This is a genomic window from Corynebacterium tuberculostearicum, assembly GCF_046097255.1.
Lineage (GTDB): Bacteria > Actinomycetota > Actinomycetes > Mycobacteriales > Mycobacteriaceae > Corynebacterium > Corynebacterium tuberculostearicum_J.
The window spans coordinates 1,821,426-1,838,865 of sequence record NZ_CP175770.1 but is presented as its reverse complement, the minus strand read 5'-3'; the positions used below and the strand labels follow the sequence as shown (position 1 = coordinate 1,838,865).

Annotated in this window: 14 protein-coding genes and 3 rRNA genes; 16 read left to right on the top strand and 1 reads right to left on the bottom strand. The window is 56.2% G+C overall.

Annotated features, from left to right (window positions below):
* The first annotated feature begins 25 nt into the window (after positions 1-25).
* The 5 genes from ACKFRY_RS08760 (at position 26) to rrf (ending at position 7,419) form a co-directional block, all read left to right on the top strand.
* Positions 26-199, top strand: coding sequence for a Trm112 family protein (locus tag ACKFRY_RS08760; protein WP_005323252.1), 174 nt, complete (start codon positions 26-28; stop codon positions 197-199).
* A gap of 23 nt (positions 200-222) precedes the next feature.
* Positions 223-1,482: a tyrosine--tRNA ligase gene (tyrS, locus tag ACKFRY_RS08755; protein WP_250409247.1), complete on the top strand. Its 1,260-nt coding sequence runs from the start codon at positions 223-225 to the stop codon at positions 1,480-1,482.
* Between the two features lie 642 nt (positions 1,483-2,124).
* Positions 2,125-3,642 (top strand): 16S ribosomal RNA (locus ACKFRY_RS08750).
* A 453-nt stretch (positions 3,643-4,095) separates the two neighbouring features.
* Positions 4,096-7,164: ribosomal RNA gene (locus ACKFRY_RS08745) — 23S ribosomal RNA — on the top strand.
* Between the two features lie 137 nt (positions 7,165-7,301).
* A 5S ribosomal RNA gene (rrf, locus tag ACKFRY_RS08740) occupies positions 7,302-7,419 on the top strand.
* Together the 16S, 23S and 5S rRNA genes form the textbook arrangement of a ribosomal RNA operon.
* Here rrf and ACKFRY_RS08735 read toward each other — a convergent pair.
* Positions 7,408-7,584, bottom strand: a complete 177-nt coding sequence (locus tag ACKFRY_RS08735; RefSeq protein ID WP_408920016.1) for a hypothetical protein — start codon at positions 7,582-7,584, stop codon at positions 7,408-7,410. The two genes, rrf and ACKFRY_RS08735, sit on opposite strands and share 12 nt — an antisense overlap.
* Positions 7,585-7,630: 46 nt before the next feature.
* On the opposite strand from ACKFRY_RS08735, the gene ACKFRY_RS08730 reads away from it, so the two are divergent.
* The 11 genes from ACKFRY_RS08730 to xerD all read left to right on the top strand — a co-directional run bounded on the left by ACKFRY_RS08730 (position 7,631) and on the right by xerD (position 17,428).
* Complete coding sequence (locus ACKFRY_RS08730) at positions 7,631-8,080, top strand: hypothetical protein (protein ID WP_200436160.1); 450 nt, start codon at positions 7,631-7,633, stop codon at positions 8,078-8,080.
* A 441-nt stretch (positions 8,081-8,521) separates the two neighbouring features.
* Complete coding sequence (locus ACKFRY_RS08725; RefSeq protein ID WP_239229680.1) at positions 8,522-9,331, top strand: hypothetical protein; 810 nt, start codon at positions 8,522-8,524, stop codon at positions 9,329-9,331.
* Entirely contained in the window at positions 9,331-10,314 is a 984-nt protein-coding gene (locus ACKFRY_RS08720) for an HAD-IIA family hydrolase (protein WP_408922679.1), read from the top strand. The genes ACKFRY_RS08725 and ACKFRY_RS08720 overlap by 1 nt, the downstream gene beginning before the upstream one ends.
* A complete protein-coding gene (locus ACKFRY_RS08715; protein WP_005324658.1) occupies positions 10,305-10,466 on the top strand; it encodes a hypothetical protein in 162 nt (53 codons plus the stop codon). The genes ACKFRY_RS08720 and ACKFRY_RS08715 overlap by 10 nt, the downstream gene beginning before the upstream one ends.
* On the top strand, positions 10,466-11,272 hold the full coding sequence (locus ACKFRY_RS08710) for a TlyA family RNA methyltransferase (protein WP_408922678.1): 807 nt from the start codon (positions 10,466-10,468) through the stop codon (positions 11,270-11,272). The genes ACKFRY_RS08715 and ACKFRY_RS08710 overlap by 1 nt, the downstream gene beginning before the upstream one ends.
* Complete coding sequence (locus ACKFRY_RS08705) at positions 11,269-12,153, top strand: NAD kinase (protein WP_005324660.1); 885 nt, start codon at positions 11,269-11,271, stop codon at positions 12,151-12,153. The genes ACKFRY_RS08710 and ACKFRY_RS08705 overlap by 4 nt, the downstream gene beginning before the upstream one ends.
* On the top strand, positions 12,153-13,823 hold the full coding sequence (gene recN / locus ACKFRY_RS08700; protein ID WP_408922677.1) for a DNA repair protein RecN: 1,671 nt from the start codon (positions 12,153-12,155) through the stop codon (positions 13,821-13,823). Before ACKFRY_RS08705 ends, recN begins: the two co-directional genes overlap by 1 nt.
* Before the next feature lie 18 nt (positions 13,824-13,841).
* Positions 13,842-14,993, top strand: a complete 1,152-nt coding sequence (gene steA, locus ACKFRY_RS08695; RefSeq protein WP_200436154.1) for a putative cytokinetic ring protein SteA — start codon at positions 13,842-13,844, stop codon at positions 14,991-14,993.
* Between the two features lie 3 nt (positions 14,994-14,996).
* Positions 14,997-15,899 carry a copper transporter gene (locus ACKFRY_RS08690; RefSeq protein ID WP_408922676.1) on the top strand — a complete coding sequence of 301 codons (903 nt, stop codon included), beginning with the start codon at positions 14,997-14,999 and terminating at the stop codon, positions 15,897-15,899.
* Between the two features lie 3 nt (positions 15,900-15,902).
* Positions 15,903-16,541, top strand: a complete 639-nt coding sequence (locus ACKFRY_RS08685) for an NUDIX hydrolase (protein WP_284766435.1) — start codon at positions 15,903-15,905, stop codon at positions 16,539-16,541.
* Positions 16,538-17,428 carry a site-specific tyrosine recombinase XerD gene (gene xerD, locus ACKFRY_RS08680; RefSeq protein WP_408922675.1) on the top strand — a complete coding sequence of 297 codons (891 nt, stop codon included), beginning with the start codon at positions 16,538-16,540 and terminating at the stop codon, positions 17,426-17,428. Before ACKFRY_RS08685 ends, xerD begins: the two co-directional genes overlap by 4 nt.
* Positions 17,429-17,440 lie beyond the last annotated feature (12 nt).

Here is a 17,440-nt window from a genome sequence, read left to right as displayed (position 1 = left end):
TCCTCTACCCGCTAAGATAAGACGCATGAGTCTTGACCCGAAGTTGCTAGAGGTCCTTGTCTGCCCGCAAGACAAGGGCCCTTTGACATATCTGGAAGATAAACAGGTCCTCGTCAACGAGCGGCTGGGCATTGCCTATCCCATTGAGGATGACATCCCAGTCATGCTTGTAGACCACGCCCAGAAATGGCCAGCTTAACTTCGACTTTTAGAAAGACCCCCATGAATATCATCGATGAACTGCAATGGCGCGGACTGATCAATCAGTCCACCGATCTTGAGGCCCTGCGCGAGGCATGTGAGAACCCCATCGCGCTGTACTGTGGGTTCGACCCCACGGGCGACTCCCTCCATGCTGGCCACTTGGTCCCACTTATCATGCTGCGCCGCTTCCAAAACGCCGGCCACCACCCAATCGCATTGGCGGGTGGCGCAACTGGCTTTATTGGTGATCCGCGCGACGTCGGCGAGCGCTCCATGCTGAGCGAGGAAGACTTGGCCCATAACCTCGAGGCCATCAAGGGGCAGCTGCGTCGGTTCATCGACTTCGACGGCGAGCAGGCTGCCACCATGGTCAACAACGCCGATTGGACCATGAACATGTCCGTCATCGACTTTTTGCGTGACGTGGGTAAGAACTTCTCCCTCAACACGATGCTGGATCGCGATACCGTCAAGCGGCGCCTCGAGGGCGACGGCATTTCTTACACCGAGTTCTCCTACATGCTTCTACAGTCCAATGACTTCGTGCAGCTTCGCCGCGAGCGCGATTGCGTATTGCAGATCGGCGGCGGTGACCAGTGGGGCAATATCGTCTCTGGCGTAGACTTAAACCGTCGTATCGATGGCGCCAAGGTCCATGGCCTTACGGTGCCTCTGGTTACCGACGCCTCCGGACAGAAGTTCGGCAAGTCCACTGGTGGCGGAAAGCTTTGGCTCGATCCGGAAAAGACTTCCGCATACTCCTGGTACCAGTACTTCCTCAATGCAGGAGACTCTGTAGTCATCGACTACCTGCGCTGGTTTACCTTCCTGACGCAGGAGGAAATCGCCGAATACGAGCGTGCGGTAGAAGAAGAGCCTTATAAGCGCGCCGCTCAGCGCCGCCTGGCTCAAGAGATGACCGATCTGGTTCACGGTGAAGAGGCAACCAAGGCTGTCGAGCTTGCCGCACAGGCGCTATTCGGCAAGGCGGAACTCTCCGAGCTGGATGAGAAGACCCTTGCCGGCGCGCTTTCTGAAACTACTGTCGCCGAAGTTGCCGCCGGCGAACCGCGCACCATTGTTGACCTTCTCGTGGCTAGCGGCTTGGCTGATTCCAAGGGCGCTGCTCGCCGCACCATTAAGGAAGGCGGCGCCTACGTGAATAACCAGCGTATCGAATCAGCAGAGTGGGAACCTTCTGCAGAAGACCTCCTGCATGGAAGCTGGCTGGTGCTGCGGCGAGGCAAGAAGAACTTCGCTGGCGCCAAGTTGAATTAAACAGCAGTAGATGACGTCCATTCCACTCGTTGGAAGGACGTCATTTTTCATTTTTGTACGCTGTCCTGCGGGTTTGTGTTGTGTGGTTGTGGTGGACTACATTAATCCAAGTCGCCGCGAGGTAGCCGGGAGGTTACTTCTTAGCGAATTTCGTGCGGACTTGGTTCGAGGATTTGACAGGGTTCATTGAGTTGAGTAAGTTTGTACGAGCCGCCAACGAGAGGTTAACGGAAAGTTAATTTTCTTGTGGTGTGTGGATGATGTTTGAGAACTCAATAGTGTGCCAATGTACTTTTTATTTTTTGTGTGCATGGTTGTGTGTTGATTGGTTTGTCTGCCAGCGGACTTAGTGGTTTGTTGGTTGGTGTGTGCCGGTTGGGTATGTGAAACGCGTACCTATTTGAATGCTGTTTGGTGTTTCGGCTGCATTGAGATGGATTGGTTGGCATGTGATTGTGTTCAACTTTGTGGTTTCCTCTTTTTGACCCCGTCGGGTTGAGGGAACTGTATTTTTCTTTGTAGTAATTTTTTGGACGCCAGCATGAGCCTTTTGTGTGTTGTGCACTTGGGTTTGTGGTGGTTTGTTCTTTTGTTGGGTTTCGGGCTTTTCACGGCCTGTTTCGGATTTTGTTCTGAAATTTTTTTGTGGAGAGTTTGATCCTGGCTCAGGACGAACGCTGGCGGCGTGCTTAACACATGCAAGTCGAACGGAAAGGCCCTGCTTGCAGGGTACTCGAGTGGCGAACGGGTGAGTAACACGTGGGTGATCTGCCCTGCACTTCGGGATAAGCCTGGGAAACTGGGTCTAATACCGGATAGGAGCCATTTTTAGTGTGATGGTTGGAAAGTTTTTTCGGTGTAGGATGAGCTCGCGGCCTATCAGCTTGTTGGTGGGGTAATGGCCTACCAAGGCGGCGACGGGTAGCCGGCCTGAGAGGGTGGACGGCCACATTGGGACTGAGATACGGCCCAGACTCCTACGGGAGGCAGCAGTGGGGAATATTGCACAATGGGCGCAAGCCTGATGCAGCGACGCCGCGTGGGGGATGACGGCCTTCGGGTTGTAAACTCCTTTCGCTAGGGACGAAGCTTTTTGTGACGGTACCTAGATAAGAAGCACCGGCTAACTACGTGCCAGCAGCCGCGGTAATACGTAGGGTGCGAGCGTTGTCCGGAATTACTGGGCGTAAAGGGCTCGTAGGTGGTTTGTCGCGTCGTCTGTGAAATTCCGGGGCTTAACTCCGGGCGTGCAGGCGATACGGGCATAACTTGAGTACTGTAGGGGTAACTGGAATTCCTGGTGTAGCGGTGAAATGCGCAGATATCAGGAGGAACACCGATGGCGAAGGCAGGTTACTGGGCAGTTACTGACGCTGAGGAGCGAAAGCATGGGTAGCGAACAGGATTAGATACCCTGGTAGTCCATGCCGTAAACGGTGGGCGCTAGGTGTGAGGGTCTTTTCACGACTTTCGTGCCGTAGCTAACGCATTAAGCGCCCCGCCTGGGGAGTACGGCCGCAAGGCTAAAACTCAAAGGAATTGACGGGGGCCCGCACAAGCGGCGGAGCATGTGGATTAATTCGATGCAACGCGAAGAACCTTACCTGGGCTTGACATACACTGGATCGGGCTAGAGATAGTCTTTCCCTTTGTGGCTGGTGTACAGGTGGTGCATGGTTGTCGTCAGCTCGTGTCGTGAGATGTTGGGTTAAGTCCCGCAACGAGCGCAACCCTTGTCTTATGTTGCCAGCATTTGGTTGGGGACTCATGAGAGACTGCCGGGGTCAACTCGGAGGAAGGTGGGGATGACGTCAAATCATCATGCCCCTTATGTCCAGGGCTTCACACATGCTACAATGGTCGGTACAACGCGCAGCGACACTGTGAGGTGGAGCGAATCGCTGAAAGCCGGCCTTAGTTCGGATTGGGGTCTGCAACTCGACCCCATGAAGTCGGAGTCGCTAGTAATCGCAGATCAGCAATGCTGCGGTGAATACGTTCCCGGGCCTTGTACACACCGCCCGTCACGTCATGAAAGTTGGTAACACCCGAAGCCGGTGGCCCAAACTTGTTAGGGAGCCGTCGAAGGTGGGATCGGCGATTGGGACGAAGTCGTAACAAGGTACCCGTACCGGAAGGTGCGGGTGGATCACCTCCTTTCTAAGGAGCTTTTATTTTTCGGGTGCAGTTGCACCCTTGGTTGGTTGAGTATGCGAGTGTCATACTGCCGGCCTTTTTGAATTGAAAATTGTCCGGGTGAAACACACGCTCAAGAGACGAACTAAGTGTTTGAATGGCGCTTTGTGACACACGTTGTCCATGCACAGTTGAACAAGAAATAATGTTGTTTGTATGTTGGTGCATTGTTGGGTGTCTGGGGCATTATCCCCCTTTTTTGTGCCTGACCATGAGTCTTGTTGACATTTTTTGTGTTGGCAGGGTGTGGTTGGGGTGTTGTGTGAGAACTGTATAGTGGACGCGAGCATTAAACACACTAGATAGGCTGCTTTTGTGGTTTGTTTGTGTGTGTTTGTGTGATTTCTTTTTTCTTTAATCAATTTTTTGTCAAGTTCACTTGTGTGGCCACCCGCATGTTTGTGTGTGGTGGTTTGTGTGTTCGTTATTAAGGGCGCATGGTGGATGCCTTGGCATGCTGAGCCGATGAAGGACGTGAAAGGCTGCGTTAAGCCTCGGGGAGTTGTCAATTGAGCGTTGATCCGAGGATGTCCGAATGGGGAAACCTGGCCCTGGTTATGTGGGGTTACCCTTCAGTGAATTCATAGCTGTTGTGGGGGTTTACGCGGGGAAGTGAAACATCTCAGTACCCGTAGGAGGAGAAAATAATAATGATTCTGCTAGTAGTGGCGAACGAACGTGGATGAGGCTAAACCGTGTGCATGTGATACCTGGTAGGGGTTGTGTGTGCGGTGTTGTGGGCCCTAATTGACGGTGACTACCATCATCGTGCTCGTGTGTTGTTGTTAGGTGAAGTGGTTTGGAATGGCCTGCCGGAGAAGGTGAGAGTCCTGTAGTTGAAGACAATGGCATGTGGGTTGTTGGGTTGCCCGAGTAGCAGCGGGCTCGTGGAATCTGCTGTGAATCTGCCGGGACCACCCGGTAAGCCTAAATACTCAGTGTGACCGATAGTGTATGAGTACCGTGAGGGAATGGTGAAAAGTACCCCGGGAGGGGAGTGAAATAGTTCCTGAAACCATGTGCTTACAATCCGTCAGAGCACCGTTTGTGTGTGATGGCGTGCCTTTTGAAGAATGAGCCTGCGAGTCAGCGGCATGTCGCGAGGTTAACCCGTGTGGGGTAGCCGTAGGGAAACCGAATCCTAATGGGGTGTATAGTGGCATGTCCTGGACCCGAAGCGGGGTGATCTACCCATGGCCAGTGTGAAGCAGCTGTAAGAGGTTGTGGAGGCGCGAACCCACGTAGGTTGAAAACTGCGGGGATGAGCTGTGGGTAGGGGTGAAAGGCCAATCAAACTCCGTGATAGCTGGTTCTCCCCGAAATGCATTTAGGTGCAGCGTCGTATTATAGCTTGGTGGAGGTAGAGCGACTGGTTGGTTGAGCGGGACTACAATCTTAGCAATGTCAGCCAAACTCCGAATGCCACTAATTGTGTTGTACGGCAGTGAGACTGTGGGGGATAAGCTTCATAGTCGAGAGGGAAACAGCCCAGATCGCCGGTTAAGGCCCCTAAGGGTGTACTAAGTGGAAAAGGATGTGGGATCGCGAAGACAGCCAGGAGGTTGGCTTAGAAGCAGCCATCCTTGAAAGAGTGCGTAATAGCTCACTGGTCGAGTGGTTCTGCGCCGACAATGTAGTGGGGCTCAAGTACACCGCCGAAGCCGCGGCAAACAATTTTTGTTTGGGTAGGGGAGCGTCGTGCATGGGTTGAAGCGTTACCGTAAGGAGGCGTGGACTGTGTGCGAGTGAGAATGCAGGCATGAGTAACGAATTGATAGGTGAGAATCCTATCCGCCGGATGACTAAGGGTTCCTGGGTCAAGTTCGTCTTCCCAGGGTGAGTCGGGACCTAAGGCGAGGCCGACAGGCGTAGTCGATGGATAACCAGTTGATATTCTGGTACCCGTACATGCGCGCCCATGATAAAGCACTGATACTAACCACCGCGGATGCACTACTAAGACTCTTTGAGTGTTGGTGGTGTTGATGTCGTGGGGCCTGATGTGTGGTTCAAGTGATGGGGTGACGCAGTGAGGTAGCCACGCCACTTATTGGATTGGTGGTGTAAGCGTGTAGATCGTGTGGTAGGTAAATCCGCCGCACATTGTGGTTGAGACGTGATGCGTAGACCCATTGGGGTTGATGGTGGTGATCCTGTACTGTCGAGAAAAGCCTCTAGCGATGTGTGTGTATGGCCCGTACCCTAAACCGACACAGGTAGTCAGGTTGAAAATACTAAGGCGTTCGGGTGAACTGTGGTTAAGGAATTCGGCAAAATGCCCCCGTAACTTCGGGAGAAGGGGGGCCTTACGACGTGAAGGTCTTTACGGCTGGAAGCGTTGTGGGGTCGCAGAGAATAGAGGGAAGCGACTGTTTATCAAAAACACAGGTCCATGCGAAGACGTTAAGTTGATGTATATGGACTGACGCCTGCCCGGTGCTGGAAGGTTAAGAGGACCGGTTAGTAGTCTTTGACTGCGAAGCTGAGAATTTAAGCCCCAGTAAACGGCGGTGGTAACTATAACCATCCTAAGGTAGCGAAATTCCTTGTCGGGTAAGTTCCGACCTGCACGAATGGCGTAACGACTTCTCTGCTGTCTCAACCACAGGCCCGGTGAAATTGCACTACGAGTAAAGATGCTCGTTACGCGCGGCAGGACGAAAAGACCCCGGGACCTTCACTATAGCTTGGTATTGGTGTTTGGTTCGGTTTGTGTAGGATAGGTGGGAGACTTGGAAGCTATCACGCTAGTGGTGGTGGAGTCGTTGTTGAAATACCACTCTGATCGGATTGAGCATCTAACCTTGGCCCATGATCTGGGTTGGGGACAGTGCCTGGTGGGTAGTTTAACTGGGGCGGTTGCCTCCCAAAATGTAACGGAGGCGCCCAAAGGTTCCCTCAGCCTGGTTGGCAATCAGGTGGTGAGTGTAAGTGCACAAGGGAGCTTGACTGTGAGACAGACATGTCGAGCAGGGACGAAAGTCGGGACTAGTGATCCGGCACCTACTTGTGGATGTGGTGTCGCTCAACGGATAAAAGGTACCCCGGGGATAACAGGCTGATCTTCCCCAAGAGTCCATATCGACGGGATGGTTTGGCACCTCGATGTCGGCTCGTCGCATCCTGGGGCTGGAGTAGGTCCCAAGGGTTGGGCTGTTCGCCCATTAAAGCGGCACGCGAGCTGGGTTCAGAACGTCGTGAGACAGTTCGGTCTCTATCCGCCGCGCGCGTTGAAACTTGAAGAAAGCTGTCCCTAGTACGAGAGGACCGGGACGGACGTACCTCTAGTGTGCCAGTTATCCCGCCAGGGGTATCGCTGGTTGGCTACGTACGGAAGGGATAACCGCTGAAAGCATCTAAGCGGGAAGCCTGTTTTAAGATGAGGTTTCGTTAAGGTCCCCTAAAGACGATAGGGTAGATAGGCCAGACCTGGAAGCACTGTAAGGTGTGAAGGCTACTGGTACTAATTGACCACAACAAACACCAACACACATTCGTGTACTGGCAAAAAGAATAAAAGAAGAAGAAACAGTCACTGTCGTGACCGCGTCCACTATGCAGTATCTGACACAACACCCAGAGCAAAAGGGCACCCAAAAAGGGTATTTTTGCTTCGTATGTTTGTCGGTGGTCAATAGCTGCAGGGAAACGCCCGGTCCCATTCCGAACCCGGAAGCTAAGCCTGCACACGCTGATGGTACTGCAACCGGGAGGTTGTGGGAGAGTAAGTCACCGCCGACACCAAACAACAAAAACAACAAAATACAGCAATGATGAAGCCGTAGAAGACAGCGCACCACTAAGTGCCAAAGCCTCTACGGCTTCATTTGTCGTTTTACCGCGATTGTCTGTGAGGCCATCTTGAAGGCTATTCCGAATGGTGTCCTGAAGAGCAAACTTTTTCATTGCATCTTCGCTACACTTATCCACTCAATAGTTTGGGAGGAAACTCATGTGGTTCGACGGCTATCATCGGCAGTTTGGAAAACGCCTAGAAGAGTTTCACGCGGTTGCGATTCCTTCGATGCTCGCGGAGCTATCGCCGGAGCAGGAAGAACAAGTCACCCAGGGCTCTAAAGAGTTTCCGTTCGGCGCGGTGCTAGACGTCTTAAACTCCAAGCACAGCTACGAAGACAAGGGCTCCCGAATACTGGCTATCAGCGGTACATGGATGAATGCTGCGTCCGGTAGTCAGTGGGCACTAGGCCCATTGAGCAGTACAGCATACTCCGAACGGGTAGGAATAGGCGTTAGATGGGGAGAAATTGCATTCTCACCACTATTGAATGTCGCAGAGAACCTAATTGATGCGTATCCGACTTGGCCAGGTGTGCTCAGGGAATTCGCTGAGAATCAAGAAGATGCCCGTGACTATTTTTCGCAGCGGCTGAAGGAGATTTAACGGTGTCTGGCTTCTCTTCTGAAAGACCGCTAGATGTTTCTGGAACTAGGGTCTTATTCGGTATCGGCACTGCGCTGCCGGGATCTTTGCTCTTGTCTATTTCGTGTGAAGGTGGCAGTGAGGGCTGGTGGGACGCTGCGACTGGCGCGGTCTTGATTCTGATCGCAGTGATTCTTCTCGGTTGGGCTGCATTGAGGAAGGCGGTGCGTCGTCAAGCGCTGTGGGGCCTGCTATTTGTTGTCTACGGGGCTCTAGGCGCGCTACTTGTTCCTGGTGGTAGCATCCGGTTCGTCACGGTGTGCCTCTGGGTTGGTTTGATGAGTAATGTTTGGGTAGCGCTGCGGCAGCCCGTCAGGATCTAAATTCCGGCTTTTGGTTTGCGGGTTGTAGAATAGGGCCGGTATTTCTGTGCTAGTTCCAACCAAGAAAGGGTAGGGCTGAATGTCGGAGCGCAATCACAATGGGCGAGGCGGACGTGACCGTAAGCCACGCAATAACAAGGGCCGTGATTTTAAGGGCGATTCCCGGAAGAAGAAGTCTTTTTCGCCGCAGCGCTCCGGTTACCGTGAGGAACGCATTAACCGTCGCATGAGTGACCCAGACATCCCGGCAGAGGTAGATGTCAACGACCTGGACCCGATGGTGCTGCAGGACCTGAAGTCGCTATCGAAGGAGAACTCCGAGGCCGTCGCTAAGCATATGATCATGGCTGCGACCTGGATGGAAGATGATCCCAAGCTTGCATTGCGGCATGCGCGCGCCGCCAAGGACCGCGCTGGCCGCGTCGCCATTGCTCGTGAGGTCAATGGAATTGCTGCGTATCGTGCGGGCGAGTGGAAGGAAGCGCTTGCTGAGCTGCGTGCCGCGCGCCGCATTTCCGGTGGCCCCGGAATGCTTGCAGTAATGGCTGATTGCGAGCGCGGCTTGGGCCGCCCGGAGAAGGCGCTGGAGCTAGGTCGTGCGGAGGAAGCATCGGAACTTGATGAAGAGTCCAAGATTGAGCTGGCCATTGTTTTGGCCGGCGCCCGCCTAGATATGGGTCAAGCTGAGTCCGCGGTTGTCACCATTCAGCGCGCACATCCTGACCGCGATGCCCGCGGGGTAAGCGCGTGCCGTCTTGCTTATGCCTACGGTAATGCTCTGCTCGAAGCAGGCCGAAAGGAAGAGGCTCGGGACTGGTTTGAGCACGCAGTTTCTATTGATGAAGGCGACTGGACTGATGCTGCCGAGCGCCTTGAGGAGTGCAAGTAGTGACGGTTCTAAGCAAGCACGACGCTCTGCTTCTCGATCTCGATGGCACCGTGTGGGAAGGCGGCCGACCCCTTTCTAACGTGGTGGACGTCATCAACACCTGCGGAGTGCCGGCAGTGTATGTGACCAACAATGCTTCGCGCAGCCCACAGGCAGTGGCGAAGATGCTGGCGGACATCGGTCTCACCGCGGGTACAGAACAGATCGTTACCTCTGCGCAAGCGGTTCTCCAACTAGCGGCCGAAGAGGTCCCAGCTGGGGCAAAGCTGCTTATCATCGGGGCCGATTCCCTCCGTGACTTGGCCCGAGAGATGGGCTTCAAGGTAGTCTCCAGCGCCGATGACAAGCCTGCTGCCGTTGTGCAAGGCTTTGACTGCTCGGTTGGCTGGGAGCACTTGACTGAAGGTGCCTTGGCCATCCGCCAGGGAGCCAAGTTCTTTGCTTCGAATCTCGATACCTCTTTGCCAATTGAGAGAGGTCTTGCTGTGGGAAATGGTTCTCTGGTTGCCGCCATCCAGTCAGCCACCGGGGTAGAGCCGGTATCTGCTGGCAAGCCCGAGCCGGCAATGTTTACTTTTGCGGCAAAGCAAATCGGCGCGAAGAAGCCACTTGCTGTGGGCGACCGTCTGGATACTGATATTGCAGGAGGTAACTCTGCTGCAATGGATACCTTCCATGTGCTTACCGGCGTTTCTGGTGAGTTGGAGCTGATTGAGGCACCTGTGGAGGCACGCCCCAACTTTATTGGCGCAGGAATGCACGAGCTTGCCCTTCCTGTCTCTGTCGCTCGTCCCGGAGCACAGGGTGGATTTACGGCGCGGTGCGATGGCCATGACCTTCTGCTCGAGGGCGGCGACGAAAAGGCTACCTCTGTTCAGGCATTGCGCACTGTGTTGGAAGTTGCATGGGCCATGCCGTCGCCGCCGCGCTATATTCAACCGCGTAGCGAGCGTGCGGAAAAGGTTGTTGCGCAATGGCGGTAAAGCCGCACGACTTTCGAGCAGTCAAGGAACCGGCAGAGATCGATGCGGAAGTAGCAGAGATCCTTGGAGAAGACGCAGCGGATTTGGCCGCTGAAGTAGATCAGCTTGATCGCGCTCACAATGTGTTGCGCGATGCATTGCAGGAGAATTAATGCCCCCACAACGTCGTAGGTTAGATGCGGAGCTGGTGCGCCGAAAGATTGCCCGGTCACGTGAGCAGGCACGGGAGATGATTAAGTCCGGCCGTGTCACGGTGGGTGGCTTCAAGGCGCACAAGCCGGCGTCGATTGTAGAGCCCGAGGTTTCCATCAAGGTAGAGGAAGCCGAAGAAGACAAGTGGGCTTCCCGTGGCGCTCACAAGCTTTTGGGTGCCTTGGCCGAGTTCGACGTCGACATGAACGGCCGCATCCTCGATGCCGGCGCTTCTACCGGTGGCTTTACAGACGTGTGCCTGGAACACGGTGCGCAGGAAGTGCTGTCTGTCGACGTGGGCTATGGGCAGCTGCTCTGGCGCCTGCAAAACGATGATCGCGTAACCGTTTTAGACCGCACGAATATCCGGAATTTAACGCTGGAGCTTACCGACGGCCCCTGCGACGGTATGGTAGGCGATTTGTCCTTCATTTCCCTCCGCTTGGTATTGCCGGCCATGGTGGATTGTCTGAAGGACGGCGCTTGGTTGTTGCCTATGGTGAAACCGCAATTTGAAGTGGGCAAGGAGCGCCTCGGAAGCGGTGGCGTGGTCCGTTCGCCGGAGTTGCGCAAAGAAGTAACCAAGGAAGTCGCTGAATTTGCGTTGTCCCTGGGGCTTAGCATGCATGGGGCTGTGGCATCCCCGCTGCCTGGGCCAAGCGGCAATGTGGAGTACTTCCTGTGGCTGAAAAAAGACGGTCAGCCAACAGATCTGGCTAGAGTGGAAGAAATGATTGACCGCGCAGTCGAGGAAGGCCCGCGATGACCCGTGAAATCCTGTTGGTGCCTCATGCCAACCGCCAGCAAAACCTGGAGGCGACGTCGCGTGCAGCTGAGCTTTTGCAAGATGCGGGAATTACCGTACGAGTGTGCGCGGACGAAAAGGTACTGCCGGGATTGAAGCATGTACCTCACACCGAAGATGCGGCCGACGGGTGCGAATTGGTGTTGGTTTTAGGCGGCGATGGAACCTTCCTCCGCGCCGCCGACATGGCGCGTGCCGTAGATATTCCGGTGCTGGGCATCAACCTAGGACACGTGGGATTTCTGGCCGAGTGGGAGGTCGAATCCCTCGATCAGGCCTTGGTGCGCGTGATTGAAAAGCGCTACCGCATTGAGGACCGCCTCACCATTGATGTGTCCATCTTTGATGAGGAGGGAACCCTTCTCAACCGCAGCTGGGCTTTGAATGAGGCTTCGGTAGAAAACCAAAACCGCTCCGGCGTGCTAGATGCAATCTTGGAAGTCGACCGCCGGCCAGTGTCGTCCTTTGGCTGCGATGGGGTGCTGATTTCCACGCCCACTGGATCGACCGCCTATGCGTTTTCCGCAGGTGGTCCGGTGTTGTGGCCCTCTCTGGATGCAATCTTGGTAGTGCCGAATAATGCGCATGCGCTGTTTACCAAGCCATTGGTTGTATCGCCCAATTCTTTAGTAGCCGTCGAATCGACGATGCGCACGACTCCCGCCACCGTGATATTAGATGGCTTCCGCGAATTTGCGATGCCAGCAGGGGCACGTGTGGAAGTAGTGCGAGGCGAGCGTCCGGTGCGGTGGGTACGCTTGGATGACCAACCTTTTACTGACCGTTTAGTCTCGAAGCTGCGCCTGCCCGTAGAAGGGTGGCGCGGGCCGAAGGAGAAGTAGTGCTCGTCGATATTTCCATCAATGATCTGGGCGTCATTAGCCAGAGCTCTGCGGAACTATCCGCGGGCCTTACCGTGCTTACCGGTGAAACCGGTGCGGGTAAGACCATGGTGGTTACTGGTTTAAGGCTCTTAGCCGGTGGTCGCGCGGACGCCTCTCGAGTGCGCGATGGCGCGAAGAAGGCTGCAGTGGAGGGGCACTTTTCTTCGTCGAAAGAATCCATCCGTGAGTTGGTGGAGTCGGTCGGCGGCGATGCTGACGAAAATGGCGAGTATATCGTTTCACGCACGGTCTCTGCCGCCGGAAGATCGCGGGCCTATTTAGGCGGCCGTGCGGTGCCGGCTGCAACTCTGGGCGATTTCGCGCGCGAGCTTATAACGGTCCACGGGCAAAATGATCAGCTGCGTTTGCTCGCGCCCGAGGAACAACTGGGTGCGGTAGACCGTGCGGATCCGAAATTGGCGCGTGTGCGAGAGCGCTATACCGAGGCCTTCAAAGAGTGGCGCAGCCTTGCCAAGGACTATAAGCGGCGCACGGAGCAGCGCCGCGAGCTGGCGCAAGAGGTTGACCGCCTGCAATTCGCTGTCGATGAGATCGATGGCATCGCCCCAGAACCCGGCGAGGATGAAGAACTGGTGCAGCTGGTTCGCAAGCTGCAAGACGTCGATGGGCTGCGCGAGTCCGCGGAAATTGCCCTGGCTTCCATCGACGGCACCGAGGAATTGGAGGAGGCCGCCTCGGCACTGCTAGGCCGGGCGGTTTCTGCCTTGGCGGGATCCACCGATAAGGAACTAGCGGCCTTGGGCGAGCGGCTTAGCGAGATTACTTCGCAGCTGGGCGATATCTCCGGCGAGCTCGGTGGGTATCTAGCCGGACTTCCGGCGGATCCACACCTGTTGGAAAAGTCCCTCCAGCGGCAGCAGGAATTGCGCACGTTGACCAGGAAGTACGCGGGGGATATTGATGGCGTGCTCGCCTGGCGCAATGAGGCAGCGGCAAAACTGGAGTCCATGGATACCTCCACAGAAGCCCTGGAGGATCTGAAAAAGCAGGTCAAAGACGCTGAAGCGGTAATGATTGAGCGGGCAGGGGAGCTGACAAAGGGGCGTCGGAAAGCGGCGAAGGCCCTGGGCGAGCAGGTAACGCAGGAGCTCCACGGCTTAGCCATGCCGAATTCGACTCTGTCGGTCGAGCTTACGCAGGCGAAATATTCTAAGTCCGGTGCAGACGCAGCCGAGCTGCAGTTGAATGGTAAGCCGATCGCCTCTGCTGCCTCGGGCGGCGAGCTTTCCCGTGTCATGTTGGCCTTGGAGGTCGTGCTGGCAGACGAGGACGGCGCCACCTTGGTCTTCGATGAGGTCGATGCAGGCGTGGGTGGCCGCGCAGCGGTAGAGATCGGCCGCCGCCTGGCGCGCTTGGCGGTGCATAACCAAGTGATTGTGGTAACGCACCTGCCGCAGGTAGCAGCGTACGCGGATGCGCACCTGCATGTATCGAAGGAGAAATTCACCTCTGGCGTGGCCGAGCTGTCACAGGAGGAGCGCGTAGAGGAATTGGCTCGCATGCTGGCGGGGTTGGACGATACCGAGACCGGCCGCGCGCACGCGCAGGAGCTTTTTGACCGCGCACAGGAAGAAGCTTCCGCGCGCCTCGCCCACTCGAAACCATAATCACGCCACAATAGGGCCATGGCTCTGTTTTCCCGTAACCCCGAGCAGCCTGGTGCACTGCGCGATTGCACTCCAGGCGCTAAGGGGATGAAAAAGTTTAGTGAAGGCGATGTCGCCGTAATTGATGCGGCTAATATCTCTCGCCACGAGGCTCAGACCCTCGTAGACCTTAAGCCCTCCGCAGTCATTAACGTGGCGGAATTTTCTACCGGCACGGTCCCAAATTATGGTCCGCACATGTTGCTTGACGCCGACATTACTCTCCTCGAGGGCGTGGGGCAGTCCTTTGTTTCGGAGTTCAAGGAGGGCAAAAAGGCGCGTATCGGGGAGGACGGCACCGTCTTTAGCGGCGATAAAGCGCTCGGCACCGGCCGGGTGGTAACTCGTGAGCGAGCAGAAAAGAACTTCACCGCGGCGCAGGGTGCGCTGATTGACCATATGGAATCCTTCTTTGGCAATTCCATCGATTTTATTAACTCGGAAGGGCCGCTGCTTATCGACGGCCTCGGTGTCCCCGCCTCCGGCTCCGAAATCGCCGGCCGCAAGGTTGTCCTCTTTTCGCCTACCGATAGGCACCGCGAACAGCTCAAGCAGCTGCGCAACTTTATTCGCGAGTATGAGCCGCTGCTGATTGCAGTGGGATCGGCGGCAGATTCCTTGCTGGCCCAAGGGTATAAGCCAGATTTCATTATTGGGGATCCCAATAGCGTGAGCGATGAAGCTCTGCGTTGCGGCGCCCGCGTAATCGTGCCTGCGGACCCGGAAGGTGAGGTAGAAGGCCTCGACCGCATTCAGGACCTGGGCATTGGTGCGATGACCTTCCCCGCAGCAACGCATTCCGGTACCGACTTGGGCCTGCTCTTTGCTGATTACCACGGCGCCGATCTCATTGTGCAGGCCGGCGGCGGGGTGGACCTCGATGATATCTTTGCTGACCGCACCAACCCCTCTGCCGTACTGTCCCGCCTCAAGGCCGGTACCAAGGTGGTCGACGCCGATGCGGTAATCAATCTCTACAGTGCGCCTTCCTCCAACCTAGGCTGGCTATGGGCAGTGCTGGGAATTCTGGTTGCCATTGCGGCGGTCATCCTCATCGTCGGCTTCGGCGGCAGCCAGGACTTTGCTAGCAACCTCAGCGAAACCTGGTCCAGCCTCTTTGGGGGCGCATAGGGCATGGCAAAGACTGAGCTTGTAGCAGGTTTGGGCTTCGGCGCTGCGGTAGGCGTAGCCTTGGGCGCCTTGGTGATTGCGCCGAACTTGACCACCAGCATGGCAGACGACGATCCCATCCGCGAGGAGCACCGCAAGGTGGTCCAGGACAATAAGATTCTGCAGACCCAAAATGACGCCAGCGACAAGATCGTGGCCGATTCTGGGGCGGAAATGGTTGATGGAGTCTTGTCGCAGCGCCCAGTACTCATCGTGACCACCGATGACGCCAATGGCGGCGATGTAGACGCGATCCGGAAGCTCTTGGAGTCTTCCGATGCCACGGAGGCCGGTGAGATTAAGCTGACCAAGGACTTTTTGCGCCCCGAAACTAAGGACAAGCTGCTTCCCATCTTGAAAGATACTGCGCCCAAGAAGGCAGATATCAAGGACTTGGATTCTGCAGGAGCCCTCAGCGGTGAGGTGCTAGGCACTGCGCTGTCTATGGATCCTGAGAGCACGAAGCCTTTGGCTTCAGTGGAAGAGCGTGCAGACGTGCTCCATAAGCTGCGCGACGAGGGCTTTATTGATTACGAAGATGGAACCATCGTTCCTGCCCAGGCCATTATCGTGGTCTCTGGCAATGGCCTGCGTGGTTACCCGTCCAGCGCGCTGGCGGAATTTGCCACCGGGTTGGATGATGTCAATGGTTCCGTGGTGTTGAGCGGGCGCACCAAGCAGACCCAGGATGATAAGGCGCTAGCCCAGGTGCGTGATCAGGGCGAGGAGCTGTCTACGGTTGATAGCACCGAACGGGCAGTGGAGCGCATTGCGGTCATTCTGGCCACCCAGGAACAACTTGATGGTGGCCAGGGTGACTATGGCGCCACCGAAACTGCTGACTCCGCCTTGCCGGGAAAGGAATAGCCCATGGCGCATGATTTCAAGGTGCTTGATTCGCAGCTGCTTGTCGAAGCCCCCATTCTCGCCCTCCGCCGCGACGAAGTAGTCATGCCCGGTGGCGTTTCTGCCTCCCGGGAAGTAGTCGAGCACCTAGGTGCTGTGGCCGTCGTGGCAGTGGACTCAGACGAGCGTATTGCGATGGTGTATCAGTACCGACACAGCGTGGGAAAGCGCCTGTGGGAACTGCCGGCGGGATTGCTCGACGTACGCGGTGAGGATGAGCTGACCGGCGCCCAGCGTGAACTGCAGGAGGAGGCCGGCCTGAGCGCGCAGACGTGGTCCGTGTTGACGGACCTTGTGACCTCGCCGGGTTTCTGCGAGGAGGCGGTTCGCGTATTCCTTGCCTCGGGGCTTTCCGACGTCCCCCGGATGGAGGCTACCGGGGATGAAGAGGCCGATATGGAAGTCGCCTGGGTGGGCCTCGACGAGGCCGTAGACAAGGTGCTGCGCGGTGACATCGTCAATTCCATCGCCTGCAGCGGCATCTTGGCGGCCTACGCTGTGCTGCGTGGCGGGAAGCAGACCCGCAGCGTGGAGGAGCCGTTCGACCTTCGACCTACCTCAATGAGCTCCCGCCGCACGGGTGCGGACCTAAAGCAGCTGTGAGTGCGCTAGAAAACATAGCGCAGACGTGGCTTAATCATCTAGCAGTCGAGCGCGGCGTTTCTGCCAATACCTTGAGCAACTATCGCCGCGATGTCCGCCGCTACCTTGCGTGGCTGGGGGATAACGGGGTAGAGGATCTGCGGTCGGTGACGCGACCGATGGTGGAGGCTTATCTTAAAGACCTGCGCTCACACATGGCTGTGTCCTCGGCCAACCGAGCGCTCATCGTTGCTCGCGGACTGCATAAATTTGCCGTGTCAGAAGGCGTAGTGGACGTCGATGTTGCGGTTGAGGTAACCCCTCCGTCAACCGGGCAGCATTTGCCGGAGACATTATCGGTAGATGAGGTCACCGCCCTCATTGAAGCGACTCCTACTGAGACCCCGGTAGATGTGCGCGACCGCGCCCTGCTGGAGATGCTCTATGGCACCGGCGCGCGAATCTCGGAAATCATCTCCCTGAACGTTGATGACGTGTCCGCCGCGCAGGAAGTAATACGCCTGCGGGGCAAGGGAGACAAAGAGCGGATTGTGCCGGTGGGCTCGCATGCCCGTCAGGCTCTCGATGCCTACTTGGTGCGGGCGCGACCGGCGCTGAGCAAAGGTAAGACGCCGGCGTTGTTTCTCAATACCCGCGGCGGGGCTTTATCACGTCAAAGTGCGTGGACTGTGTTGAAGACTGCAGCGCAGCGGGCGCAACTGGGAAAGTCCATTTCTCCGCACACCTTGCGGCATTCTTTTGCGACGCACCTGCTTGAAGGCGGCGCAGATGTGCGCACCGTGCAAGAATTACTGGGACATTCCTCGGTGACAACAACGCAAATATATACTCACGTCACTGCCGATTCCTTGCGTGAGGTTTGGCGCACTGCGCACCCTCGTGCCTAAGAAAGGACCTAT

Coding starts and splice junctions, on each gene's coding strand:
- ACKFRY_RS08760 (WP_005323252.1), top strand. CDS start 26: ATGAGTCTTGACCCGAAGTTGCTAGAGGTCCTTGTCTGCCCGCAAGAC.
- tyrS (WP_250409247.1), top strand. CDS start 223: ATGAATATCATCGATGAACTGCAATGGCGCGGACTGATCAATCAGTCC.
- ACKFRY_RS08735 (WP_408920016.1), bottom strand. CDS start 7,584: ATGAAAAAGTTTGCTCTTCAGGACACCATTCGGAATAGCCTTCAAGAT.
- ACKFRY_RS08730 (WP_200436160.1), top strand. CDS start 7,631: ATGTGGTTCGACGGCTATCATCGGCAGTTTGGAAAACGCCTAGAAGAG.
- ACKFRY_RS08725 (WP_239229680.1), top strand. CDS start 8,522: ATGTCGGAGCGCAATCACAATGGGCGAGGCGGACGTGACCGTAAGCCA.
- ACKFRY_RS08715 (WP_005324658.1), top strand. CDS start 10,305: ATGGCGGTAAAGCCGCACGACTTTCGAGCAGTCAAGGAACCGGCAGAG.
- ACKFRY_RS08710 (WP_408922678.1), top strand. CDS start 10,466: ATGCCCCCACAACGTCGTAGGTTAGATGCGGAGCTGGTGCGCCGAAAG.
- ACKFRY_RS08705 (WP_005324660.1), top strand. CDS start 11,269: ATGACCCGTGAAATCCTGTTGGTGCCTCATGCCAACCGCCAGCAAAAC.
- steA (WP_200436154.1), top strand. CDS start 13,842: ATGGCTCTGTTTTCCCGTAACCCCGAGCAGCCTGGTGCACTGCGCGAT.
- ACKFRY_RS08690 (WP_408922676.1), top strand. CDS start 14,997: ATGGCAAAGACTGAGCTTGTAGCAGGTTTGGGCTTCGGCGCTGCGGTA.
- ACKFRY_RS08685 (WP_284766435.1), top strand. CDS start 15,903: ATGGCGCATGATTTCAAGGTGCTTGATTCGCAGCTGCTTGTCGAAGCC.